17 protein-coding genes and 3 pseudogenes are annotated in these 23,698 nt (G+C 72.7%); 6 read left to right on the top strand and 14 right to left on the bottom strand.

The genetic code is table 11. The features are described 5' to 3' along the window. Positions 1-9: 9 nt before the first annotated feature. Positions 10-900, bottom strand: coding sequence for a TIGR01777 family oxidoreductase (locus tag A8W25_RS08600; RefSeq protein WP_067158344.1), 891 nt, complete (start codon positions 898-900; stop codon positions 10-12). Between the two features lie 86 nt (positions 901-986). On the opposite strand from A8W25_RS08600, the gene A8W25_RS08595 reads away from it, so the two are divergent. Together A8W25_RS08595 and A8W25_RS08590 are read left to right on the top strand one after the other, a co-directional pair. Next, on the top strand, positions 987-1,481 hold the full coding sequence (locus A8W25_RS08595) for a GNAT family N-acetyltransferase (RefSeq protein WP_067158342.1): 495 nt from the start codon (positions 987-989) through the stop codon (positions 1,479-1,481). Between the two features lie 59 nt (positions 1,482-1,540). Next, entirely contained in the window at positions 1,541-2,620 is a 1,080-nt protein-coding gene (locus A8W25_RS08590; RefSeq protein WP_067158340.1) for a PP2C family protein-serine/threonine phosphatase, read from the top strand. 58 nt (positions 2,621-2,678) lie between these two features. Here A8W25_RS08590 and A8W25_RS08585 read toward each other — a convergent pair whose 3' ends face one another. The 6 genes and pseudogenes from A8W25_RS08585 to A8W25_RS08560 all read right to left on the bottom strand — a co-directional run bounded on the left by A8W25_RS08585 (position 2,679) and on the right by A8W25_RS08560 (position 9,262). Continuing rightward, positions 2,679-3,203 (bottom strand): DUF4240 domain-containing protein, encoded by a 525-nt coding sequence (locus A8W25_RS08585; RefSeq protein ID WP_067158338.1) that lies wholly within the window; start codon positions 3,201-3,203, stop codon positions 2,679-2,681. A 98-nt stretch (positions 3,204-3,301) separates the two neighbouring features. Then, on the bottom strand, positions 3,302-4,312 hold the full coding sequence (locus A8W25_RS08580; protein ID WP_199831702.1) for a helix-turn-helix transcriptional regulator: 1,011 nt from the start codon (positions 4,310-4,312) through the stop codon (positions 3,302-3,304). 141 nt (positions 4,313-4,453) lie between these two features. Continuing rightward, positions 4,454-5,713: pseudogene (locus tag A8W25_RS08575) on the bottom strand (transketolase-like TK C-terminal-containing protein); the annotation flags it as partial. Beyond that, positions 5,697-5,999: pseudogene (locus tag A8W25_RS32105) on the bottom strand (biotin/lipoyl-containing protein); the annotation flags it as partial. The pseudogenes A8W25_RS32105 and A8W25_RS08575, both read right to left, overlap by 17 nt. Before the next feature lie 54 nt (positions 6,000-6,053). After that, entirely contained in the window at positions 6,054-7,442 is a 1,389-nt protein-coding gene (lpdA, locus tag A8W25_RS08565) for a dihydrolipoyl dehydrogenase (RefSeq protein WP_067158334.1), read from the bottom strand. Positions 7,443-7,741: 299 nt separating this feature from the next. Next, a complete protein-coding gene (locus A8W25_RS08560; protein ID WP_067158332.1) occupies positions 7,742-9,262 on the bottom strand; it encodes a leucyl aminopeptidase in 1,521 nt (506 codons plus the stop codon). A 318-nt stretch (positions 9,263-9,580) separates the two neighbouring features. On the opposite strand from A8W25_RS08560, the gene A8W25_RS08555 reads away from it, so the two are divergent. Beyond that, complete coding sequence (locus A8W25_RS08555; RefSeq protein ID WP_067160821.1) at positions 9,581-11,593, top strand: hypothetical protein; 2,013 nt, start codon at positions 9,581-9,583, stop codon at positions 11,591-11,593. Positions 11,594-11,630: 37 nt separating this feature from the next. Further along, complete coding sequence (pelF, locus tag A8W25_RS08550) at positions 11,631-13,181, top strand: GT4 family glycosyltransferase PelF (RefSeq protein WP_067158330.1); 1,551 nt, start codon at positions 11,631-11,633, stop codon at positions 13,179-13,181. Positions 13,182-13,967: 786 nt separating this feature from the next. Here the strand turns inward: pelF and A8W25_RS32095 are convergent. Then, positions 13,968-14,502 (bottom strand): annotated as a pseudogene (locus tag A8W25_RS32095) (adenosylcobinamide-GDP ribazoletransferase); the annotation flags it as partial. Positions 14,503-14,610: 108 nt separating this feature from the next. On the opposite strand from A8W25_RS32095, the gene A8W25_RS08540 reads away from it, so the two are divergent. Then, entirely contained in the window at positions 14,611-15,369 is a 759-nt protein-coding gene (locus A8W25_RS08540; RefSeq protein WP_067158329.1) for a hypothetical protein, read from the top strand. Here the strand turns inward: A8W25_RS08540 and A8W25_RS33895 are convergent. From A8W25_RS33895 to A8W25_RS08520, 4 genes are all read right to left on the bottom strand, one after another. Continuing rightward, positions 15,318-16,061, bottom strand: a complete 744-nt coding sequence (locus A8W25_RS33895; RefSeq protein WP_158942461.1) for a hypothetical protein — start codon at positions 16,059-16,061, stop codon at positions 15,318-15,320. The genes A8W25_RS08540 and A8W25_RS33895 overlap by 52 nt on opposite strands. Further along, positions 16,058-17,824: a phosphatidylglycerol lysyltransferase domain-containing protein gene (locus A8W25_RS08530; protein WP_067158328.1), complete on the bottom strand. Its 1,767-nt coding sequence runs from the start codon at positions 17,822-17,824 to the stop codon at positions 16,058-16,060. Before A8W25_RS08530 ends, A8W25_RS33895 begins: the two co-directional genes overlap by 4 nt. 83 nt (positions 17,825-17,907) lie before the next feature. Further along, complete coding sequence (gene cobT / locus A8W25_RS08525) at positions 17,908-18,981, bottom strand: nicotinate-nucleotide--dimethylbenzimidazole phosphoribosyltransferase (protein WP_067158327.1); 1,074 nt, start codon at positions 18,979-18,981, stop codon at positions 17,908-17,910. Positions 18,982-19,045: 64 nt separating this feature from the next. Then, on the bottom strand, positions 19,046-20,233 hold the full coding sequence (locus tag A8W25_RS08520) for a bifunctional adenosylcobinamide kinase/adenosylcobinamide-phosphate guanylyltransferase (RefSeq protein WP_067158325.1): 1,188 nt from the start codon (positions 20,231-20,233) through the stop codon (positions 19,046-19,048). A 79-nt stretch (positions 20,234-20,312) separates the two neighbouring features. On the opposite strand from A8W25_RS08520, the gene A8W25_RS08515 reads away from it, so the two are divergent. Continuing rightward, on the top strand, positions 20,313-20,522 hold the full coding sequence (locus A8W25_RS08515; RefSeq protein ID WP_067158322.1) for a hypothetical protein: 210 nt from the start codon (positions 20,313-20,315) through the stop codon (positions 20,520-20,522). Positions 20,523-20,631: 109 nt separating this feature from the next. On the opposite strand, the gene A8W25_RS08510 is transcribed toward A8W25_RS08515, so the two are convergent. Continuing rightward, positions 20,632-21,732 (bottom strand): S1C family serine protease, encoded by a 1,101-nt coding sequence (locus A8W25_RS08510; protein ID WP_067158320.1) that lies wholly within the window; start codon positions 21,730-21,732, stop codon positions 20,632-20,634. 104 nt (positions 21,733-21,836) lie between these two features. After that, positions 21,837-23,573 carry an ABC transporter ATP-binding protein gene (locus A8W25_RS08505; RefSeq protein ID WP_067158318.1) on the bottom strand — a complete coding sequence of 579 codons (1,737 nt, stop codon included), beginning with the start codon at positions 23,571-23,573 and terminating at the stop codon, positions 21,837-21,839. Positions 23,574-23,698: the final 125 nt, after the last annotated feature.

Raw genomic sequence — 23,698 nt, 5'->3', positions numbered from 1 at the left:
GTCCCGCCCCTACCGCGTCGCCGCCCGGATCGCCCCGTCGATCCCCGGGAACGCGAACCTGAACCCCGAGTCCAGCAGGCGGTGGGGGAGGACGCGCTGGCTGCCCAGGACGTCCTCGGCGAACTCGCCCAGGACCAGACGGATCGCCGGGGCCGGGACCGGGAAGAGCGCCGGGCGGCGCAGGACGCGGGACATCGCCGCCGTCACCTCGCGGTTGGTGACCGGCTCCGGGGCCGTCAGGTTCACCGGGCCGGACAGTTCCGGGGTGTCGAGCAGGTGCCGCAGCGCGGCGGTGTGGTCGTGCTGGGAGATGAACGACCAGTACTGCCGCCCGCTGCCCAACCGCCCGCCCAGCCCCGCCCTGAAGATCGGGAAGAGCCTGCCCCAGGCGCCCCCGCCGGGCGCCACCACCAGGCCGGTGCGCGCGAACACCGTACGGATGCCCGCCTCCTGGGCCGGGGCCGCCGCCTCCTCCCACTCCACGCACACCCCCGCGAGGAAGCCCTCGCCGGGCGGCGCCTCCTCGTCCACCGCGCGCGTGCCCGTATCGCCGTAGTAGCCGATCGCCGAGCCGCACAGCAGCACCTTCGGCGGTACGTCGAGCGAGGCCAGGGCCTCGGCGAGGGCGGCCGTGCCGAGCACCCGGCTGTCGCGGATCTCCTTCTTGTACGCGTCGGTCCACCGGTGGTCCCCGACCCCCGCCCCGGCCAGGTGGACCACCGCCTCGCACCCGGCGAGGCCCGCCGTGTCCACGTACTGCCGCTGCGGGTCCCACTCGACCTCGTCACCGGCCCGCGCCGGGCGCCGCACCAGCCGGACCAGGTCGTGCCCGTCGGCCCGCAGCGACTGCCCCAGCGCCGTACCGATGAGCCCGGTCGAGCCCGTGATCGCGATCCGCATGACGCCTTCTCCCGGTGGTGGAGGGTGCCCCGCTCCGGAGCGGAAACCATGCTTCCCCATCGCTGTCCCGATGGCACAGTGGGCCCATGGACGAGCCGCACATACGCCCCTCCCGCCTCAGTGACGAAGCCGCCCTCGCCGCGCTCGACCGGGAGGTCTGGTCGCCGCTGCACTCCGTCCAGCCCCGGCCCGAGCCGCCGTTCGCGCCGTTCTTCGACCCCGCCAACCCGCCCGCGTACTACCTGGTGGCCGAGGTCGAGGGCCGCGTGGCCGGATATCTGCGCCTGGTCCGGCCCACCCGGCTCGACTGCAACGGCCACGTCCGCCAGATCCAGGGCCTCGCCGTCGCCGGCCGCGCCCGGGGCCGGGGGGTGGCCCGGGCCCTGCTGCGCGCCGCCGCCGAGGAGTCCCGGCGCCAGGGCGCACGGCGGCTGACCCTGCGCGTCCTGGGCCACAACACCCCTGCCCGTGAGCTCTACGCGTCGGAGGGGTTCGCCGTCGAGGGCGTGCTGCCCGGGGAGTTCCTGCTGGACGGCACGTACGTGGACGACGTGCTGATGGGGCGCTCGCTCACCGAGTGACGTAGAACAGGAGATAGCAGGAGACAGCAGCGGAGAACCGGCGGCCGAGGAGTCTCGCCATGGTGGACGAGGGCGCGTCCGGGCTGCTGCCGGTGGCCCGCCGGCCGCTGTGGCAGCGGGCGCTGCCGGTGGTGGTCCTCGCCGGGATCACGGCTGCCCAGCTCACCACCCCCAACGGGGTCGAGCTCGGCTACTTCCTGGCCGCCGTGCCGCCGCTCGCCGCCTTCGCCTACGGCCCGGTCGGCACCGTCGTCCTGGCCACGGTGACCTTCACGGGCATCCTGCTGCCGCACACCCGCGACTGGTACCCGGAATCCGGCGACATCGTCACCCTCGCGGTCGTCGTGGTCTTCAGCATCGTGGTGGCCTGGGTGCGCCAGCGCCGCGACCACCAGCTGGTGACCGTCCGTACCGTCGCGGAGGCCGCCCAGCTCGCGGTGCTGCCGCCGCTGCCGGACGCGGTGGGGCCGGTGCGCTGCGCCGGGCTCTACCAGGCCGCCCAGCGCGGCACCCTGGTCGGCGGCGACTTCTACGACGTGCGCGAGGGCCCGCACGGCGTACGGGCGGTGATCGCGGACGTCCAGGGCCACGGTCTGGCGGCGGTCGGCACGGTGGCCGCGCTGCTCGGCGCCTTCCGCGAGGCGGTCCTGGACGAGCCCACGCTGCCGGGGGTCGCCGCCCGCCTCGACCGCCGCCTGGTGGTCGACGCCGGATCCGACGGCCACGGCGAGCTGTTCGCGACCGCGCTCCTCCTGGAGTTCCCGCCGCACGAGCGGGTCGTACGGGTGGTGAGCTGCGGCCACCCCCGGCCGTTCCTGCTGCGCGGCCGCACCGCCGCCGAACTGGCCGTCGCGCCCGCGCCGCCGCTGGGCCTGGGCCTGGCGGGCCTCGCGCCACCCGGGGAGCTGCGGGTGGAGCTCGCCGAGGGGGACAGGATCCTCGCGTACACGGACGGGGTCACCGAGGCGCGCGACGGGGCCGGGGACTTCTACCCGCTGGCGGAGCGACTGCCCGCGCTGGCCACCCACGACGGCGGCATGACCAGGCTCACGGAGGCGGTACGCGACGACCTGCTCCGGTACGCGGGCAGAGCCAAGGACGACGTGGCGCTGTTGGTGCTGGCCCGGGGGACCGGCTAGGCGGCTCGGTGGAGGTGCGCCCCACCGGCCCGCGAAACGGGCCCTGCCCCTTCCCGGTTCAGGCCCCGGTGCCGAACCGCTCCCACAGCCGGGGGAACCGTTCCGCCAGGGCGCGGTCGTCCTCGAAGTCGATGGGGGTGCCCAGTGGTTCGGCCGGCTGGGGCGAGATGCCCAGATCGGGTGCGACGGCCCCGGTGAGCTGCTCGTACGCCTCGTCCGCCGCGTAGCCGAGGTCCTCGCCGTCCCCGTCGATCTCCTCGTCGAAGTCGTCCAGGAGCTCGGCGAGGTGGTCCGGGTCGTGCAGCGCGCCCTCGAACACCTCACGGCCCTGGCCGATGAGCCAGCAGCGGAAGTAGTCGAACGCGTCGTCGCTGGCGCCGCCGAGCAGCACGGCCGCCGCGCCCCACAGATCCCAGGCGTAGGCGCGGTTGTAGCGGGCCTCGAAGTGCCTGGCGAAGTCCAGGACGGAATCCGGGTCGAGCTGCAGCAAGCGCTCCACCAGCAGCTCCGCATGGTCCTCGGGGTCGCCCTCGGCGTCCTCGCGGGTGCTGTCGATCAGCTCCCAGAATTCCGTCTCGTCCATCACGGGATCCAGCATCGTGGCTGGCGGGTGGGCGCGCACGCGGAGCCGCGCAAATCAGCCCTTCGGGCGGCCGGATCGACTCGCCCGGCCGTCCCGGTTCACCGGGCCACGCCGTCCCGGCCGCCCGGTGAACCGCCGTAGAGTCCGCCCATCGCGCGGGCGGCGGCGGTGAACCGTTCCCGCAGTGCGGTGGGTTCGAGCACCTCCACCTCCGGCCCGAGCGGCATCAGCTGTTCGTACGCCACGTCGTACGACTCCACGGCCAGCGCCACGGTCACCCGGCCCCGCCCGTCCGCCTCGGCCGCCTCCAGGGCCGCCAGGACCGACTCCCGGTCGCCCGTGACGTACGGCAGCCGGGCGGCCCCGGCCGTCGACACCCGTACCAGGACCGTCTCGCGGAGCATCGCCCGGGCGAAGGAGGCCGCCCGCTCGGCCCAGAACCCGGCCAGGTCGAAGGACTCGTCCCGGACGAACGCCTCCCCGCTCCGCGCCACCTCGTCGAACCGGTCGAGCCGGTACACCCGGAAGCCCGGGCGCTCGCCCCCGGCGCGGGCGCACACGTACCAGACCCCGGCCTTCAGAACGAGCCCGTACGGCTCCAGGAGGCGCTCCACCGACTCCCCGTCGCGGCGCCGGTAGACCACCCGCAGTGCCAGGTCCGCCCATACGGCGCGGGCCACGGCGGGCAGGTGCTCGGGTGTCCCCGGCTCCTGCCACCAGGCGGGCGCGTCCAGATGGAAGCGCCGCCCGGCGCTCGCGGGCGCGTCCCGCAGCGAGGGGAGCAGGGCCGCCGACACCTTGAGGCGGGCGGCCGAGGCCGCGTCCTCCAGGCCCATCTCGCGCAGCGCGCCCGGCACCCCGGACAGGAACAGCGCGGCGGCCTCGTCCCGGTCGAGCCCGGTGAGCCGGGTGCGGTAGCCGCCGATCAGCCGGTAGCCCCCGGCCCGGCCCCGGTCCGCGTACACCGGCACCCCCGCCTCGCCGAGGGCCTGCGCGTCCCGGGTGACCGTGCGCTCGGAGACCTCCAGCTCGCGCGCCAGCTCGGCGGCGGTCATCGACGGCCGTGACTGGAGGAGCAGGACCATCTTGATGAGTCGGGCGGCACGCATGGGGCAATGATGCCCGCGCCGCGTAGGGCGTTTCTGTTCGGCTGCGGACCGTGCCGGGTCGCTCGCGCAGTTCGCACACAAACGCCCCCGGGGGCGCGGCACAGAGCCGCGCCCCCGGGGGCGTACACGCTTCCTGTGGCCTTACAGGCCGTACCGCTCGCGGGCTTCCTTCACGGACGAGGCCTTGACCTCGCCGCGCCGGGCCAGCTGGGCCAGGGCCGCGACCACGATCGACTGGGCGTCGACGCCGAAGTGGCGGCGGGCCGCGTCACGGGTGTCGGAGAGGCCGAACCCGTCGGCGCCGAGCGAGGAGTAGTCCTGCTCGACCCACTGCGCGATCTGGTCCGGGACCTGGCGCATGTAGTCGCTGACCGCGAGGACCGGGCCCTCGGCACCGGCCAGCGCCTGCCGTACGTACGGCACCCGCTCCTCGCCGCGAAGGAGCGCGGCGTCCGCCTCCAGGGCGTCGCGGCGCAGCTCGGTCCAGGAGGTCGCGGACCACACGTCGGCGGCCACGCCCCACTCCTCGGCGAGCAGCTTCTGGGCCTGGAGGGTCCAGTGGATCGCGGTGCCGGAGCCGAGCAGCTGGATGCGCGCGGGGTTGGCGGTCGCCACGTCCAGCCCGGCCGACTCGGCCGTGTTGAAGCGGTAGAGGCCCTTGATGATGCCCTCGTCGATCCCGGCCGGCTTGGCGGGCTGCGGCATGGGCTCGTTGTACACGGTGAGGTAGTAGAAGACGTTCTGGTCCTCGCCCGGGGCCGCCTCGCCGTACATCCGGCGCAGACCGTCCTTGACGATGGTGCCGATCTCGTACGCGAACGCCGGGTCGTAGGTGAGCGCCGCCGGGTTGGTCGCGGCGATCACCGGCGAGTGGCCGTCGGCGTGCTGGAGGCCCTCACCGGTCAGCGTCGTACGACCGGCGGTGGCGCCCACCAGGAAGCCGCGGCCCAGCTGGTCGCCGAGCTGCCACATCTGGTCGGCGGTGCGCTGCCAGCCGAACATCGAGTAGAAGATGTAGAACGGGATCATCGCTTCGCCGTGCGTGGAGTACGCGGACGACGCGGCGATGAAGTCGGCCATCGAACCGGCCTCGGTGATCCCCTCGTTGAGGATCTGGCCGTCCTTCGCCTCGCGGTAGTACATCAGCTGGTCGCGGTCGACCGGCTCGTACGTCTGGCCCTTCGGCGAGTAGATGCCGAGCGAGGGGAACAGCGACTCCATACCGAAGGTACGGGCCTCGTCCGGGACGATCGGGACCCAGCGCTTGCCGGTCTCCTTGTCGCGGATGAGGTCCTTGACCAGCCGGACGAAGGCCATGGTGGTGGCCATGGACTGGCTGCCGGAGCCCTTGTCGAAGGCGGCGAACGCCTTGTCGGCCGGGGCGGGCAGCGGGAGCGGCGGCGGGGGCCTCGGCCTGGGCCGGAGCCGGGGCGGCGGCGGGCGCGCCCGTGCCGTCGTCGATGATCGCCAGCTCGGCGCCGACCTCGACGGTCTCGTCCTCGGCCACCTTGATGGAGGCCAGGATGCCGGAGGCCGGGGCCGGGATCTCGGTGTCGACCTTGTCGGTCGAGACCTCGAGCAACGGCTCGTCGGCCTCGACGCGCTCGCCCTCGGCCTTCAGCCAGCGGGTGACGGTGCCCTCGGTGACGCTCTCGCCGAGCGCCGGAAGGGTTACGGAAACCGACATGGTTTCAGTTTCTCCTTACAGAATTGCGGAAGTGGTCGTCGCGCCCGAGGGCAATTAGTCGTGGGAGTGCAGCGGCTTGCCGGCCAGCGCCAGGTGCGCCTCGCCGAGAGCCTCGTTCTGCGTCGGGTGCGCGTGGATGAGCTGCGCGACCTCGGCCGGCAGAGCCTCCCAGTTGTAGATCAGCTGGGCTTCGCCGACCTGCTCGCCCATACGGTCACCGACCATGTGGACGCCGACCACGGCACCGTCCTTGACCTGGACGAGCTTGATCTCGCCCGCGGTCTTGAGGATCTTGCTCTTGCCGTTGCCCGCGAGGTTGTACTTCAGAGCGACGACCTTGTCCGCACCGTAGATCTCCTTGGCCTTGGCCTCGGAGATGCCGACGGAGGCGACCTCGGGGTGGCAGTACGTCACGCGCGGCACACCGTCGTAGTCGATCGGGACGGTCTTGAGACCGGCCAGACGCTCCGCCACCAGGATGCCCTCGGCGAAGCCGACGTGCGCGAGCTGGAGGGTCGGGACGAGGTCACCGACGGCCGAGATGGTCGGCACGTTGGTGCGCATGTACTCGTCGACGAGGACGTAGCCGCGGTCCATCGCGACGCCCTGCTCCTCGTAACCGAGGCCCTGCGAGACCGGGCCGCGGCCGATGGCGACGAGGAGGACCTCGGCCTCGAACTCCTTGCCGTCGGCCAGCGTGACCTTGACGCCGCTCTGGGTGTACTCGGCCTTCTGGAAGAAGGTGCCCAGGTTGAACTTGATGCCGCGCTTGCGGAACGCGCGCTCAAGAAGCTTCGAGGAGTTCTCGTCCTCGGCCGGGACGAGGTGCTTGAGGCCCTCGACGACGGTGACGTCGGTGCCGAAGGACTTCCACGCCGAGGCGAACTCGACGCCGATGACGCCGCCGCCCAGGATGATCGCGGACTGCGGGACGCGGTCCAGGGTCAGCGCGTGGTCCGAGGAGATGACGCGGTTGCCGTCGATCTCCAGGCCCGGCAGCGACTTCGGCACGGAGCCGGTCGCCAGGAGGACGTGGCGGCCCTGGACGCGCTGCCCGTTGACGTCGACCGAGGTGGGCGACGAGAGGCGGCCCTCACCCTCGATGTACGTCACCTTGCGGGAGGCGACCAGGCCCTGGAGGCCCTTGTACAGGCCCGAGATCACGTCGTCCTTGTACTTGTGGACGGCCGCGATGTCGATGCCCTCGAAGGTGGCCTTGACACCGAACTGTTCGGCCTCGCGCGCCTGGTCGGCGATCTCGCCGGCGTGCAGCAGGGCCTTGGTGGGGATGCAGCCGTTGTGCAGGCAGGTGCCGCCGAGCTTGTTCTTCTCGATCAGTGCGACGTCCAGGCCCAGCTGCGCTCCGCGCAGGGCCGCGGCGTAGCCGCCACTGCCACCGCCGAGGATCACTAGGTCGAAAACGGTGCTGGCGTCGTTCGCCACGTCACGTCCTCCATGCATGTGCGCCGGGCGCCGGTCCCGTGACCGGGCGGCGGCTGGTGTTCGGCCGCTGTCTTCGTCGGCCCTGTGGTGGGGGCCCTGTCCTGCCGAGAACCCATCTTCGCACTTGTTGCCGGAAGGCGGGACGCCGGGCCGGGCTCCGGGACGGCCGATCGCCCCGCGGGAGGGCGATCGACGTGTACGTACCTCCGGATTTCGTCCAGAGCGCAATCCGGACGTGTACGGGGACGGAACACGAACGGCCTCGGGCATATGCCCGAGGCCATCGGTGTCACATGGGGTCAGCCCAGCTCGCCGTCGGCGGTGCGCTCGGCCAGCCGGACCAGGGTGCGGACCGCGGAGCCGGTGCCGCCCTTGGGGGTGTAGCCGAAGGGGGCGCCCTCGTTGTAGGCCGGGCCCGCGATGTCCAGGTGGGCCCAGGTGATGCCCTCGCCCACGAACTCCTTCAGGAACAGACCGGCCACCAGGCCGCCGCCCATCCGCTCGCCCATGTTGGCGATGTCGGCGGTCGGGGAGTCCATGCCCTTGCGCAGGTCGGCGGGGAGCGGCATCGGCCAGGACTGCTCGCCGGCCTCCTCCGCCGTCTCGTGGACGGCGGTGCGGAAGGCGTCGTCGTTGGCCATCACGCCGAAGGTGCGGCTGCCGAGCGCCATCATCATGGCGCCGGTCAGGGTCGCCACGTCGACGATCGCGTCCGGGTTCTCCTCGGAGGCCTTGGCCAGGGCGTCGGCCAGCACGAGCCGGCCCTCGGCGTCGGTGTTGAGGACCTCGACGGTCTTGCCGCTGTACATGCGCAGGACGTCGCCCGGGCGGGTGGCGGTGCCCGACGGCATGTTCTCGGCGAGCGCCAGCCAGCCGGTGACGTTCACCTTCAGGCCGAGGCGGGCGGCCGTGACGACGGCGGCGAAGACGGCGGCGGCGCCGGCCATGTCGCACTTCATCGTCTCGTTGTGGCCGGCCGGCTTCAGCGAGATGCCGCCCGAGTCGTAGGTGATGCCCTTGCCGACGTAGGCGAGCGACTTGGCCGCGGCCGGGTGGGTGTAGGCGATCTTCACCAGGCGGGGCGCGTTGGCGGAGCCGGTGCCGACGCCGAGGATGCCGCCGTAGCCGCCCTTGGTGAGCGCCTTCTCGTCGAGCACCTGCACCTTGACGCCGTGCTCCTTGCCGGCCGCGGTGGCGACTGCGGCGAAGGATTCGGGGTAGAGGTCGTTCGGCGGGGTGTTCACCAGGTCGCGGGCGCGGTTCAGCTCCTCGGCCAGCGTGATGGCGCGCTCGGCGGCGGCCTTGTGAGCCTTGTCACGCGGCTTGGCGCCGATCAAGGCGATTTCGGCCAGTGGCGCCTTCGCGCCCTTGCCGCCGTCCTGGTACGCGGTGAAGGCGTACGCACCGAGCAGCGCGCCCTCCGCGATGGCCGCCACGTCCTCGGCCGCCTCCACGGGCAGCGCGAACGCGGCCTTCTTGGTGCCGTTGAGCGCGCGGGCCGCGGCGCCGGCGGCGGAGCGGAGCACCTCGGCGGCGAACGCCTCGTCCTTCCCCGGGGCCGTGCCGAGTCCGACGGCCAGCACGACCGGCGCCTTCAGGCCGGACGGCGACGGCAGCTTGGTCGCCTCGCCCTCGGCACCGGAGGCACCCAGGGTCTCCAGGACGCCGGCGAGCTTGCCGCCGAACGCCTTGTCCACGGCCTCGGCGCCCGGCGCGACGACCAGACCCCCCTTGGGCCCAGTGCCCTTGGCGATGCCGACGACGACGGCGTCGGCGCGCAGCGTCGCGGCACCAGCAGTGCTGAGAGTCAGAGCAGTCACGGTGGTGAAGTCTCTCTTCCGTTGAGTTTCCGAGCCGAGGGATGGGTCGGCTGTGCCCCGGCGCATCGTAATTCGGCCGAGTTGGGCGCGGATACGAGCGTACGCGCGCAGGTGCGCTTCGATCACGGCGGCGGCAATTCACTCATCCGTGGTGTCTCTTCAACGTTCCCCCGCCAGACTGTGAGAGCTCAGTCACACTCGGCCCGTTCGGGCAAGGGCGCAGGTGGCTCCTTTGCATCATCTTCACAGGTCCTGCCATGTGCGCACGCATGCGGAAGGGCCCCCATGAGGGGGGAAACATTGAAGAAGGCGAACCGCATGAACACGGGCAGAACCACGGTGGCTCTGCTCACCGCCGGGCTCCTGGCGGCGGGCATACCCGCGGCCGGTGCCGAGACGGCGACGACACCTCCGCGCATCGATCTCAAGGTGCTCGTCCTGGACGACGGGGGCAGCGCGGTGGACGCGCTGGTGGCCCAGCTCAGGAGCATCGGGCTGCCGTACCAGACGGTGAAGCTGGGCGACGCCGGGCGCCCGAGGGTCGACGCGGCATTCCTCAGCGACACGGTGGGCGGGCGGCCCCGCGCCAAGTTCCAGGGCGTCGTCGCGCCCAACGAGATCCCGTTCGGCTCGGCCGACGCCCCCGAGCAGACCGCGCTCGCGGCGTACGAGAAGACCTTCGGCATCCGCCAGATCGACGCCTACACCTGGGCCCACCCCGAGGTCGGGCTCGACTACACGGACCAGAACGGCGGCTGGGCCGGGGTGCTCGACGGCGCCAGGACCCAGGTCAGCCCGGCGGGCCTGACGGGGCCCTTCAACTACCTCGACGGAACGGTCCTCTTCGAGGACAACTCCGCGTCGGTGGCGGAGAGCTACGGGTACGCGGGCCATCCCCGGGAGGGCTACACCAGCTATCTCACCGCGCCCACCGGCGGCTCCCTGGTCGGGTCCTACACCCACGACGGGCGCAGCGAACTGGTCGTCACCTTCGCCTACAACCAGTACCAGGAGCAGTTCAAGGTGCTGGCCCGCGGCATGGTGGAATGGCTGACTCAAGGCGTACACCTCGGGCAGAGCCGCAACTATTTTGCCGTGCATGTCGACGATGTCTTCGCGCCGGACGCCCGCTGGGACAGCACGCTCAACTGCACACCCGGCGACTTCGACTGCGCCGGCGGAGGGGGCGAGACGGCCGACATCCGTATGACGGCGGCCGACGCGCAGTACGCCGCACAGTGGGAGCAGAGCAGCGGTTTCACCCTTGACCTGCTGTACAACGCGGGTTCCGGCGAGGAGTGGAAGACCGAGCACGGCGGCACCGACGCGCTCACCGCCCAGCTCCTCGCCGACAAGGCCAAGTTCCGCTGGGAGAACCACACGTACACGCACGCGTTCCTCGGCTGCGTCCAGGACACCACCACCGTGCCCTGGACGTGTGCGAAGAACGCCGACGGCAGCACCAAGTGGGTGAGCCGGAGCGATATTTCCGGCCAGATCAACAACAACTACCAGTGGGGCGTGCAGAAGGGCCTTCCGGTCGACCGCACCGAACTGGTCACCGGTGAGCACTCCGGCCTGAAGACCCTGCCGCAGCAGCCCCAGGACAACCCCAACCTGGCCGCCGGGCTCCTCGACGCCGGGGTCAAGTGGATCGGGAGCGACAACTCGCGCGAGCCGCAGCAGCGCCCGGTCGGCAAGGCCCTCACGGTGCCGCGCTACCCGATGAACGTGTACTACAACGTCGGCAGCGCGGCCGAGATGACCGACGAGTACAACTGGATCTACACCTCGAAGGCGGACGGCGGCAGCGGGATCTGCGAGAACAACCCGACGTCCACCTGTCTGTCCGCGCCGCTGGACACCGCCACCGGCTACCAGTCCCACATCGTTCCCCAGGAGGCCGGCACCGCACTGCGCCATGTGCTCGGCAACGACCCGCGGCCGCACTACGTCCACCAGTCCAACCTGGCCGAGGAGCGGCTCCTCTACCCGGTCCTCGACAAGGTGCTCGGCGACTATCGTGGTCTGTTCGCGGACAGCGCGCCCGTCGTCAACCTGCGCCAGCGCGACATCGGCACCGAACTCGGCCGCCAGGCCGCGTGGGCCAAGGCGGTCGAGGACGGCAAGGTCACCGCGTACCGCGTCGGTACCACCGTGACCGTCCAGGCGCCGTCGGGCGTGGTGGCACCCGTCACCGCACCCGAGGGCACCCGCCAGCAACAGCTCCTCGGTACCACCGTGTTCGGCACGCCGTACGCGGGTCAGCGCTCCGCCTGGTCCTCACCGGGACCGCTCCAGGCGGCGATCACGCTGAAGCTTCCGGCCTGACCAGCCGACTGACATTCGCTGTCCAGGGGGGACACCAATGCCGAGCAGTGGCCGTCATGTCACCATGCTCACGGAAGGCACCTATCCGCACATTCACGGAGGCGTGAGCACCTGGTGCGACCAGCTCGTCCGCGGTATGCCGGAGGTCGACTTCAATGTCCTGGCCCTCACCGGCAGCGGCCGCGAGCCGGTCACCTGGGAGCTGCCGCCGAACGTGTACCGGCACACGGCGTTCCCCCTGTGGGGGCCGGCGCCGGGGCGGCGGCCACTCCTCGGCAAGGAGCGGCGCCGTTTCATAGACATCTATGAGCGGTTCCTGCTCTCGATGCTCGACCCGGAGTCCGGCTGCGACTTCACCCAGGGGCTGTACGCCCTGGCGCGGCTGGCCCGGGACGGGCGGCTCTCGGCGGCGCTGCGCTCGGAGGCCGCGCTGCGGTCGCTGATGTGGATCTGGACCATGCCGCACCTTCAGATAGCCGCCGCACGGCCCACCGTGCACGACGCCCTGACCGCCACCGACCTCCTCGAACACGCGCTGCGCCCACTGGCCGCCCGGCTCCCGGAGGACTGTGTGGCGCACGCGGTCAGCAGTGGCCTCGCCACCCTGCCCGCGCTCGCCGCCCAGTACTTCGACGGCGTGCCCTTCCTCCTCACCGAACACGGCATCTATCTGCGCGAGCGCTACCTCGGCTACCGCACGGGCGAGCAGACCTGGCCGGTGAAGTCGGTGATCCTCAGCTTCTACCGCGAGCTCAACTCGATGGGGTACCGCCAGGCCGACCTCATCACCCCGTGCAACCAGTACAACCGACGCTGGGAGGAGCGCGGCGGGGCGCCGGTGGACCGCATCAGGACGGTCTACAACGGCGTCGACCCCAACCTCTTCCCGCACGCGGGCCCCGACCCCGCGGTGCCCACCCTCAGCTGGTGCGGGCGCATCGACCCCATCAAGGACCTGGAGACCCTGATCCGGGCGTACGCCATGGTCAGGGCGGAGCTGCCGGAGGTGCGGCTGCGGCTGTTCGGCCCCGTCCCGGCGGGCAACGCGGACTACCGCACCAAGCTGGAGAAGCTCGCCGCCGAACTCGGCGTGACCGACGGCATCAGCTACGAGGGCCGCGTCAGCGATGTCGCGGGCGCCTACGCGGCGGGGAGCCTGGTGATGCTCTCCAGCATCAGTGAGGGGTTCCCTTTCTCGCTGATAGAGGCGATGTCCTGCGGCCGCGCCACGGTGTCCACGGACGTGGGCGGGGTGCGCGAGGCCGTCGGCGACGCCGGTCTGGTGGTGCCGCCGCGCGAACCCGCGCTGATGGCCGAGGCCACGCTCTCGCTGCTGCGCGACCACGAACGGCGCGCCGAGCTGGGCGCGCTGGCCCGCAGCCGGGTCGTCGACCAGTTCACGCTGCACCGGTCCGTGGACGGCTTCCGCCGGATCTACCTCGAACTCGCCGGGGCCACGGAGCCCGTACCGGCGTACGCGGCCGCCGCCGAGCAGCGCGTCGAGATGCCCCGGGAGTCGGACGACTGGACGCTCGAACTCACCGACCCCTGGTACCGGGAGCTGGCCTCGGACGGGTCCGTCTGGTGAGCGGCTCGCTCTGGCTGGGCAAGGAGGGGCAGGACACCCTGCCCTTCATCCCGCGCCAGCGCCCGCACGGCGCCGCCGCGGACCCCATCGACGAACTGGCCCTGCGCCTGGAGGAGTTGATCGCCGCCGCCGTCCACCCGGACGAGGTCGCGGCCATCCTGGAATCCGACGGCATGACCGACGCCCACATCCGGACGACCTACGGCCGCCAGGACTCCTTCGAGCTGGCCGAGGACCTCTACGCGCGCGTGGAGCGCCGCTACCCGGCCGCCGCGGGCCCGGCCGCCGACCCCTGGCACACCGCCCTGTCCGCCTGTCTGCTGCGCGGCCTGGTCTTCGCCCTGCCCGGCCTCGCGTACGTCCTGGGAGCGCCGCTGCTCGCCGGCTCCCCGGACGGCTTCGGCCTGCCCGCCGGTACGGTCCCGCTGCTCGCCGGGGCCGTCACCGGCTGGGTGTGGAACCAGGGGCTCTCGCACCGGGCGTACTCGTGGCTGGGCCTGGGCGACCGGCTCGCCGCGGCCGCCGCCCTGCGCACCGGGGCGCCGCTGGGGGCCGTGCTCAGCGCCCTGGTGGCGCTGGCGGCGAGCGGTCCCGGCGAGCTGCCCGCGGCCGGCTTCGCCGCCGGGCAGGCCGTCTATCTGGCGGCGGCGACCGTGCTGCTCGCCCTGGGGCGCGAGCGGGACCTGCTGTGCGCGCTGCTGCCGATGGCGGCGGGCGCGGCGGCGACCGTCGCCCTCGACCTGCCCGACGCGCTGCGCACCGGGCTGCTGCTGCTCTCGCTCGCCGCCGCCCAGGGCACCGCTCCCGCCACCGCCGCCCCCAGGCCGTCCGGGCGGGCCGCAGGGACGCCCGGGCGGCAGGCCAGGGTGAGGGCCAGACGGGCCGTGGCGGCGGCGACCACCGCCGCCACCGCGCCCCGGGCCCAGCTCTGCGCGTACAGCTCGGCGAGGGCGGCCACCTGGCCCAGGAGTACGAAGACCAGGGTGAGCACCCCGAACGGGCCGATGTCCGACTGCTTCATGATCCGCAGTGCGTCCTCGGCGGGCTTGGCGCTGCCCAGGCCGTCCGCCACGTCCGCCAGGCCGTCCAGGTGCAGGCCCCGGGTGAGCGCGGCCGGGACCGCCGCCGTGGCCACGGCGGCGAGCAGCGGGCCCGAGTCGAGGAGCAGGAAGGCGCCCCCGACGGCCGCCGCGCAGACGCCGACGACCAGGCCCGCCAGCGGGGCCCAGAGCATCCCGGACCGGGCCGCCCCGCGGTCCCAGCGGGTGACCCGTACCGGGAGCGCGGTGAGCGTGCCGAAGGCGAACCGTATGCCGTCCATGGGATTCATCGGCCGCAGGGTATCCCGGGCGCCGCCCCCGGCCCCCCGGGGGTAAATTACGCGTATTGCGCGTATTGCGTGCGCTGCGGCATTTCAGAGCGGATGCGGATGGGGATGAGCTGGTTCAACCGGAACTTCGTCGAGCCGGGCAAGCTTCCGATGCTGCTCGCCCTGGCGTCGTTCGTGCTGACCTTCCTCGTCACCCGTACGATCACCCGGCTCATCCGGGCCGGGCGCGGCCCGTTCCGCAACATCAGGCCGGGCGGGCTGCACATCCACCATGTGGTGCCCGGGGTCGTCCTCACCGTGGTCGGCGGGTTCGGGGCGGTCGGCAGCGGGCGGCACGGCATCGGCGCCTGCGTCTTCGCGGTGGTCTTCGGGGTCGGCGCGGGCCTGGTCCTCGACGAGTTCGCGCTGATCCTGCACCTGGACGACGTCTACTGGACCGAGCAGGGCCGCAAGAGCGTCGAGGTGGTGGTGCTGACCGCCGCCCTGGTGCTGCTCGCCCTCGGCGGGTTCTCGCCGTTCGGTGTCAACGACATGACGTCGCAGGAGCAGCACGACCGGGCGTCGTTCATCCTCACCCTCGGGATCAACTTCTGCTTCGTGCTGATCGCGCTCTTCAAGGGCAAGTTCCGGCTCGCCATCGTGGGCACGCTCATCCCGTTCGTGGCGCTCGTCGCCGCGATCCGGCTGGCCCGGCCCGGCTCGCCGTGGGCCCGCCGGTTCTACCGGAAGCGGCCCCGGTCCCGGGCCCGGTCGGCCATGCGGGTCTACCGGCACGACCGGCGCTGGACGCGGCTGCGGCGCCGGGCTCAGGACTTCATCGGCGGGGCCCCGGACAGGCTGCCGGTGCGCCGGCCCTGACCCGCGCGGTCGCGGCGGCGCTTCTGGCGCACCGAGGTGATCCAGCACAGCACGCCCACCGCGACGATCGCCGCGATGTGCTCCTTGCCCGCCAGGTTGTCCTTGAGCAGCACCTCGCCGACCATCGAGGCGGTCACCACCCCGGCGGTCCAGTACGCCCGGTAGCGCCAGCACACGTACACCGCGAGCCCCACCACCGCCGCCGAGGGGCCGGTGTCGACCATCTTGGCGTCCGAGGCGGGCAGCCCCAGGACGCTGTCGGGGCCGAGCGCGATGCCCACGCGCGCGTACATCGTCCCGGCCAGGGTCGCCGTGTAGGCGATGAGCAGGGTGTGGCGGCGGCCGATGCAGATCTCGGCGATCCCGAAGACCAGCAGCAACTGGGCGAGCGCGCCCCAGACCGGCAGGTCCAGGGCCGGGACGAAGAGGGAGAGCGGGGTGCGCAGCAGGGAGATCCACAGCGCGTCCTCGGCCTTCACCGAGCCGATGACCTGGACCGGGCGGAAGCCCCAGGGCTGGTTCTGCACCAGCTGGAACAACGATGTCAGCGCGACCGCGCCGAGGGTCATGGGGACCGCCCGCCAGCGCTGGGTGCTGAGCGCGTAGCGGACGGCCAGGTGGAGCGGACCCCACTCCCGACGGGCGAACCGGCGTACTGGTCCGTTGCCCGGCAGGGAGTGGGGAGCTTTCACCTCTGGGACTCCAGGTGCTTGCGGTGCAGCCACTTGGGCAGTCCGGGCGCCTCCAGGAAGCCTTCGGCGCGCGCCGCCGCGATACCGATGCGCGGCAGGTCGGCGGACTTCTCGAAGAGCATGAAGCGGGGCTCCCAGATCGGGCGGTACTTGGCGTTGGCGCGGTACAGCGACTCGATCTGCCACCAGCGGGAGAAGAAGCTGAGCAGCGAGCGCCACAGCCTCAGCACCGGACCCGCGCCGAGCTTCGAGCCACGTTCGAAGACGGAGCGGAACATCGCGAAGTTCAGCGAGACCTGGGTGATCCCGATCTCCTTGGAGCGCTGGAGCAGCTCGATGACCATGAACTCCATCAGACCGTTCTCGGAGTCCCGGTCACGGCGCATCAGGTCGAGCGAGAGTCCGACCGGGCCCCACGGCACGAAGCTCAGGACGGCCCGCAGGTCGCCGTTGCCGTCGGTGCACTCCAGCATCACGCACTGGCCGTCCGCCGGGTCGCCCAGACGGCCCAGGGCCATGGAGAAGCCGCGCTCGGTGGCGCCGTCGCGCCAGTCGTCGGCCTTGCGCAGCAGTTCACTCATCTCATCCGCAGGAATGTCCGCGTGACGGCGGATCCTCACCTCGTACCCGGCACGCTTCACCCGGTTGTACGCCTGGCGCACGGTCCGCATGGCGCGGCCGTCCAGGGTGAAGTCGGCGGTCTCCACCAGCGCCTCGTCGCCGAGCTCCAGCGCGTCCAGGCCGTGCCGGGCGTAGATGGTGCCCGCCTCCTCACTGGCGCCCATCACCGCCGGGGTCCAGCCGTGCTCACGCGCCTCGGCCAGCCACGGCTCGATCGCGCCGGGCCACGCCTCGGGGTCGCCGATCGGGTCGCCGGAGGCCAGCGAGACGCCGCCCACCACCCGGTAGGCCACGGCGGCCTTGCCGGTGGGGGACCAGATGACGCTCTTCTCGCGGCGCAGCGCGAAGTAGCCGAGCGAGTCGCGCTCGCCCTGCTTGTCCAGGAGCGCGCGCAGCTTCTCCTCGTCCTCCACGGAGAGCGGGTCGACGGCCTTGCGGTTGCGGAAGGCCGCGTAGATCACGGCGATGAGCAGCAGCGTGGACAGGACGTTGATGGCCACGTTGACCCAGCCCGGGGTGTCGATCCCGGTGATGTCGTGGTCGTCGGGCACCAGCGAGACGAGCCGCATCACGCCGTACCGCCAGCGGCCGAGGAACGTGGAGTGCTGGCTGCCCTCGTACGTGTTGGTCACCGTGACCAGGAGCGTGGCCAGCAGCGAGGTGAGCAGCAGCCCGCCGGCCGCGACGACCGCCGCGAGCCGGGGGTTGGCGCGGTCGCCCTTGGCGTAGAACTCGCGGCGACCGAGCAGCAGCGCGAGGACGAAGGCGGCGGTCAGGACCAGGGACACCCAGTTCTGCGCGTGCTGACGCAGCTCCGGGAAGACCATGACGAACGCGAACAGCAGCAGGACGAGGCCGCTGAGCACCATGTTGAGGATCCAGGCGGCACGCTTGCGGCGGCGCATGGTGACCGCGAGGAACAGCGTGAACACGCCCGAGGCGAACCCCGCGTCGAGCAGGTACGGCGTGAAATAGTTGTCCGTGTTGTGACGCCGAAGGTCCTGGCCCAGTGAAACCCATACGGCGCTCAGGAAGTTGATGAACGTCACGGCGCGCAGATACCAGACGGCGAATGCCGCACTGCGTCGCGACCGGACGGTACTCCGGTTCAAGCCTTCGGTGGTCAAGCGGACTTCTCCCATGAAACGCGATGATATGGGGCATCGGACATCGCGCCTCATGCGGTCGCGGTCGCGGCCGGGCGGTGCCCGGCCGCGCCGCGGCTTCAGTCGTCGGCGCGATCCCTCTCGGTCTCCACGCGCTCGGGAAGCTCCGCTGCCAGGGCGGCGGCGGCCTGCACGAGAGGGAGAGCGAGCAGGGCCCCGGTTCCTTCACCGACAGTGACGCCGTGATCGAGCAGAGGGTTGAGTGCCATCCGGTCCAGTGCCTTGGACTGGGCGGGCTCACCGCTCAGCTGACCGGCCAGCCACCAGTCCGGAGCCCGGAAGGCGGCTCGCTGAGCAACCAGCGCGCAGGCCGACGAGACCACCCCGTCCAGGATGACCGGCATTCGGCGCACCGCGCACTGAAGCAGAAAACCGGTGGTCGCGGCAAGGTCGGCGCCGCCGACGGCCGCCAGCAGCTCCAGCTGGTCGCCCAGAACCGGCCGCGCGCGGCGCAGCGCGTCCCGGATCGCCGCGCACTTGCGCATCCACGCCAGATCGTCGATCGCGGCCCCGCCTCGCCCGGTGACGACCGAGGCGTCGGTGCCGCAGAGCGCCGCGATCAGGGTGGCGGCGGCGGTGGTGCCGCCGACGCTGAGGTCGCCCAGCACGGCCAGGTCGGTGCCCGAGTCGGCCTCCTCGTCGGCGATCCGCATCCCCAGGCGTACGGCCGCCTCGGCCTCCTCGACGGTCAGCGCGTCCTCGACGTCGATGCGCCCGCTGCCGCGCCGCACCCGGTGCCGTACGACCTCCTCGGGCAGCAGCTCCGGGTCGCAGTCCAGACCCGCGTCGACGACCCGTACCGAGGCGCCGAGGCGGCGGGCGAGTACGGAGACGGGGCCCGCGCCGTCGAGCACGGACCGCACCAGGGTGTGCGCGGAGCCCGCCGGACGGGCCGAGACGCCCAGCTCGGCGACGCCGTGGTCACCGGCGAAGAGGATCACGCGCGGGTGCTCGATGGGGGTGACCGGAACCGTGCCCTGCGCGGCGGACAGCCACTCGCCCAGCTCGTCGAGCCGGCCGAGCGCGCCGGACGGCACGGTCAGCCGCTCCCGGCGTTCCTCGGCGTCACGCCGCACACCGCTGTCGGGGCGTTCGATCAGATCGGAGAAGTCGTCGAGATTCAGCCTGCTCATTCGCCGAACAGTACCGGCAGTGCCCACCCGCCCCACGGGTGGTGCGGCAAGATCAGGCCCCGGCTCAGCCGCGCAGCACGAGAGCCTGCCCGGCGACCACCAGGAGCACGTGCTCGCACTCCGCGGCCACCGCCGCGTTGAGCCTGCCGAGCTCGTCCCGGAACATCCGTCCGGCGCGGGTCGCGGGCACCACCCCGGAGCCCACCTCGTTGCTCACGAACACCACGGTCCTCGAAGTCGCCCGGACCGCCGCGACCAGCTCGGCCACCCGCTCCCGCACCTCCTCCGGCAGCTTCTCCTCCTCCCACGCCCCGGCCCGGTCCATCGCGTCGGTCAGCCACAGCGACAGACAGTCGACGAGCAGCGCGGGCCCCTCGGCGGCGAGCAGCGGCACCAGGTCGCAGGTCTCCTCCGTACGCCAGGCGCCGGGCCGCCGGTCGCGGTGCAGCCCGACCCGCGCCGCCCACTCCGGATCGCCGTCCCGGGTGCCGCCCGTCGCCACGTACACGACCTCCGGGAAGGCCTCCAGACGGCGCTCGGCCTCCACCGACTTGCCCGAGCGCGCCCCGCCGAGCACCAGGGTGCGGCGCGGCAGATCGGGCACCGCGTGGTACTCCCCGACGGTCAGCGTCGTCCCGTCCGGCACCGCCCGCGCCCCGGCCGCCGCGAGCCGGCGGACCAGCTCGCGCCCGGGCGGCACCTCGTGGTCGATGTGCGCGGCCACCACGTCGGTGGCGGGCCCCACCGCGCCCGCCGCCCGCAGCCGCGCCAGCGCGTCCGGGCGCCCCAGGACGTCGCAGACCACCATGTCGTACGGGTGCGCCACCCCGGCCATCCCCGACGGCGCCCCGCCGGGCGGCAGATACAGCAGCCGCTCGCCCTCCGGCGAGGTCACCTCGTACCCGGTGCCCGGCGAGTCCATCGGCACGGCCCGCACCCGGTGTCCGCTGATCAGCGTCAGCACCCGGCCGTCCGGCACCCGCCCGGCCGACGGCAGGCCGGGGGGCAGCTCCACCGCGGGCCCGTCGTGCGGATGGGTGAGCAGGACCTGCCGTACGCCCGTGAGCGAGTGCCCGGCCCGGGCGGCGGCCAGTGCGGCCCCCGGGGTCAGATCGAGCAGCAGCGCGCCGTCGACGAGCAGGGCGGTCGCGGCGCGCGCCTGGTCGCCGCGGGCCGAGGCGCACACGGCGCAGGGGCAGTCGGGGCGCGGCAGCCCGTCGGGGGCTCCGGTGCCCAGGAGAGTCAGTTCCACGAAGACGATCCTCCCGCGTCACCGCACCCGGTGCGCGCCCGGCTACGCTGCGGGCAGCAACGTGACCCGGGAGGCGCACATGGCGTGGACGTGGCGATTCGAGAAGTCCGACGGGACGGAGGTCGAGCCGGCGGTGGCGCCGGAGGAGTTCACGACCCAGGGCGACGCGGAGTCCTGGATCGGTGAGGTCTGGAAGGACCTGATGGAGGGCGGGGCCGACCAGGTGCACCTCTTCGACGACGGCAGGAAGATCTACGGCCCGATGAGCCTGCACGCCGACGCGTCCTGACGCGCGGACGCACGGAGGCATCCGACGGCGCCCGCGGACCCCTGCGGTCCGCGGGCGCCGCCGTGCGCCGGGCGGGTGGCGCCGGGGCGCCGGTCCGGATCCGGCCGCCTCAGATCTCGCCGAGGGTGACCAGGGAGGTCTTGGGCGAGCCGCCGCGGGTGTAGGTCACCTGGATGGTCTGGCCGGGCTTGTCGGCGGCCAGCGCCTCCGCCAGCGAGGTGATCGAGCTGATGTCGGCGTCCCCGAGCCGGGTGAGGACGTCCCCGGCCTTCAGCCCGGCCTTGTCGGCCGCCCCGCCCGCCTTCACCTCGACGATGGCGACGCCGGCGGGCCGGTAGTCCGAGTCGACCACCGTACGCCCGGTCACGCCCAGGGCCGCCCGGCCCGAGTCGGTCACCTTGCCGCTCCGGATGATCTGGTCCGCGACCGTCTTCACCATCGAGACCGGGATGGCGAAGCCGATGCCCGGGGCCGTGCCGCCGCCCATGTCCGGGTCGGTCGCCGCGAGTGTGGGGATGCCGATGACCTCGCTGTCCAGGTTGACCAGCGCGCCGCCGCTGTTGCCGGGGTTGATCGCCGCCGACGTCTGCACCATGTTGCCGATGGTGGCCCCGGTGCCGCCGCCCGCGCTGCTCTCGGTCACCGTCCGGCCGGTCGCCGAGACGATGCCCTGGGTGACGCTGCTGGACAGGCCGAGCGGTGACCCCATGGCCAGCACGATCTGGCCCATCGCGACCTTCGAGGAGTCGCCGAGCCGGGCGGGCTTCAGCCCCTTCGGCACCGAGTCCAGCTTGATCACCGCGAGGTCCTGCTCGGGATAGGCCGCCACCAGCTTCGCGACGATCGCGCCCCCGCCGGTGGCGGTGGACACCTTGAAGGTGTTCTCGCCGCCCACCACATGGGCGTTGGTGACGATGTGCCCCTGGGCGTCGTAGACGATGCCGGAGCCCAGGCTGTTGGCCGCGTCGATCTGGACGACCGACGGCAGCACGTCCTTGATCACCCGCTCGTAGTCGGCCTGCAGCCCGCTGCCGTCCGCCCTGCGGGGTGCCTCGGCCTTCTTCGGCGCGGCCACGTCGGCCCGCGCCGGGGAGGTGTGCGACGCGTCGGAGCCGGAGCCGGAGCAGCCGGCCAGGAGGGCGGCGCCCGCGAAGGCCGCCGTCAGGGGGAGCAGCCGGCGAACCCGGCCACGGGTCACGGATCCATCCATGTTCCGCAGTATTGCCCCGGCCCCGGACGGCGGCCTCCCGCAGCGGTCCGATCAGGTCGGGCCCGCCCCCATGGCCTCCTCAGAGCCTGCCCAGGGCCGTCGGCTCACGCCGTCGCCAGGAACTGCGTCGCCGCCAGCTCCCCGTAGAGCGGGTCCCCGGCCACCAGCTCGGCGTGGGTGCCCACCGCCCGTACCTTCCCCGCCTCCATGACCACGATCCGGTCCGCCAGCGTCACCGTGGACAGCCGGTGCGCCACCACCAGGACCGTCGTCTCCCGGGCCGCCTCGGCCACCACGTCCCGCAGCGCCAGCTCGTTGACCGCGTCCAGCTGCGAGGTCGCCTCGTCCAGGAGCAGCAGCCGGGGCCTGCGCAGCAGCGCCCGCGCGATCGCCACCCGCTGCCGCTCGCCGCCCGACAGCTTGGAACCCCGGTGCCCGACCACGGTGTCCAGACCGTCCGGCAGCCGCTCCACCAGCGCGTCCAGCTTCGCCCGTACGAGAACGTCGGCGATGTCCGCGTCCGTGGCGTCCGGGGCGCCGAAGACGAGGTTCTCGCGGACGGTCCCGGCCAGCACGGGGGAGTCCTGCTCGACGTAGCCGATGGCGGCGCGCAGCTCGGCCAGCGGCCAGTCGCGCACATCGCGGCCGTCGATCAGGATCCGCCCGCCGGTCGCCTCGTAGAACCGCTCGACCAGGCCGAAGACGGTCGTCTTGCCGGCGCCCGAGGGCCCGACGAACGCGGTCATCCCGGCGCCGGGCACCTCGAAGGAGACCCCGTGGTGGACGTACGGAAGGTCGTCGCGGTAGCGGAAGGTCACGTCCTCGAAGACCACCGAGGCGGGCCGCGGCCCCGGCCCCGGCGCGGCGGCAGAGGTCGCCGAGGGCTCCTCGGTCTCCAGCCGCTCGGCCTCCGCGATCCGGGCGATCGCGGCCGAGCCCACCTGGTACTGCGTGGCCGCCTGCACCAGCTTGGAGACCGGGTCGATCAGATAGAACAGGAACAGCAGGAACGCGACGAGCGTCGAGACCGAGATCGCCCCCGAGGCGACCCGCGCCCCACCGATGCCGAGCACCGCCAGGAACGACACCTGCACCGCGAGGCCGACCGAAGTCCCGGCCACCGACTGCCACTTGGCCGAACGCACCCCGTGCCGCCAGGCCTCCTCGGCCGCCGCGTCCACCACCGCCGTCTCGCGCTCCTCGGCGCCGGAGGCCTTGACCGTACGGAAGGCGCCGAACGCCCGCTCCAGGACGGTGGATATCTCGGCCACCGACTCCTGCGCCCGCGCGGTCGCCCTGGAGATCTGCGGCATCACCATCGCCACCGCGGAGCCGATCAGGACGATCACGCCGAGCGTCACGCCGAGGAGCACGGCGTCCATGTACGCCATCATCGCGATCGTCGCGAGGAAGGTGAGCCCGCCGGTGGCGGCGGAGACCACGGACTGGGTGGTGACCGCCCGCAGCAGGGTGGTGTCGGAGGTCACCCGGGACATGAGGTCGCCCGGGGGAAGCCGCTCGACCTCGGGCAGCTTCAGCCGCAGCAGCCGGCCGATGAGGGTGCGCCGGGCGGCGAGGACCACGGACTCGGCGGTGCGCTCCAGGACGTACGCCCCGAACGACTCGACCACCGTGCCCACCACCACGAGCGCGGTGAGCAGGACGAGCACCCCCGCGATCGGCCCGTCCCCGCCGAGCCGGTCCACCAGCGCCTTGGCGGCGAGCGGCTGAGCGAGCCCGGTGGCCGCCCCGACCAGCGTCAGCAGCGCCCCGAGGGCAACGGCGCCGCGATGCGGCCGAAAGTGCCGATAGAGAGCCCGCCAGGTGTCCCGGGCGGGCATTTTGGCTGGGGAGTCGTCAGGGTTCACCTAGGGAGGACGTGAAAGTACCCCGTCCACCTGACACCCGATGCCGACGATTCGGCCCGACACCCGCCGCTGGGGGCGCGGGGAACTGCGCGACCGGT

The organism is Streptomyces sp. ERV7 (genome assembly GCF_001653515.1).
Classification (GTDB): domain Bacteria; phylum Actinomycetota; class Actinomycetes; order Streptomycetales; family Streptomycetaceae; genus Streptomyces.
This window is presented reverse-complemented; position numbering and strand designations above follow the sequence as displayed.

What these genes read in the sequence shown, in the direction of transcription:
- A8W25_RS08600 (WP_067158344.1), bottom strand. Translation starts at nt 900, where the DNA reads ATGCGGATCGCGATCACGGGCTCGACCGGGCTCATCGGTACGGCGCTG.
- A8W25_RS08595 (WP_067158342.1), top strand. Translation starts at nt 987, where the DNA reads ATGGACGAGCCGCACATACGCCCCTCCCGCCTCAGTGACGAAGCCGCC.
- A8W25_RS08590 (WP_067158340.1), top strand. Translation starts at nt 1,541, where the DNA reads ATGGTGGACGAGGGCGCGTCCGGGCTGCTGCCGGTGGCCCGCCGGCCG.
- A8W25_RS08585 (WP_067158338.1), bottom strand. Translation starts at nt 3,203, where the DNA reads ATGGACGAGACGGAATTCTGGGAGCTGATCGACAGCACCCGCGAGGAC.
- A8W25_RS08580 (WP_199831702.1), bottom strand. Translation starts at nt 4,312, where the DNA reads ATGCGTGCCGCCCGACTCATCAAGATGGTCCTGCTCCTCCAGTCACGG.
- A8W25_RS08555 (WP_067160821.1), top strand. Translation starts at nt 9,581, where the DNA reads ATGAACACGGGCAGAACCACGGTGGCTCTGCTCACCGCCGGGCTCCTG.
- pelF (WP_067158330.1), top strand. Translation starts at nt 11,631, where the DNA reads ATGCCGAGCAGTGGCCGTCATGTCACCATGCTCACGGAAGGCACCTAT.
- A8W25_RS08540 (WP_067158329.1), top strand. Translation starts at nt 14,611, where the DNA reads ATGGGGATGAGCTGGTTCAACCGGAACTTCGTCGAGCCGGGCAAGCTT.
- A8W25_RS08530 (WP_067158328.1), bottom strand. Translation starts at nt 17,824, where the DNA reads ATGGGAGAAGTCCGCTTGACCACCGAAGGCTTGAACCGGAGTACCGTC.
- cobT (WP_067158327.1), bottom strand. Translation starts at nt 18,981, where the DNA reads ATGAGCAGGCTGAATCTCGACGACTTCTCCGATCTGATCGAACGCCCC.
- A8W25_RS08515 (WP_067158322.1), top strand. Translation starts at nt 20,313, where the DNA reads ATGGCGTGGACGTGGCGATTCGAGAAGTCCGACGGGACGGAGGTCGAG.
- A8W25_RS08510 (WP_067158320.1), bottom strand. Translation starts at nt 21,732, where the DNA reads ATGGATGGATCCGTGACCCGTGGCCGGGTTCGCCGGCTGCTCCCCCTG.
- A8W25_RS08505 (WP_067158318.1), bottom strand. Translation starts at nt 23,573, where the DNA reads ATGCCCGCCCGGGACACCTGGCGGGCTCTCTATCGGCACTTTCGGCCG.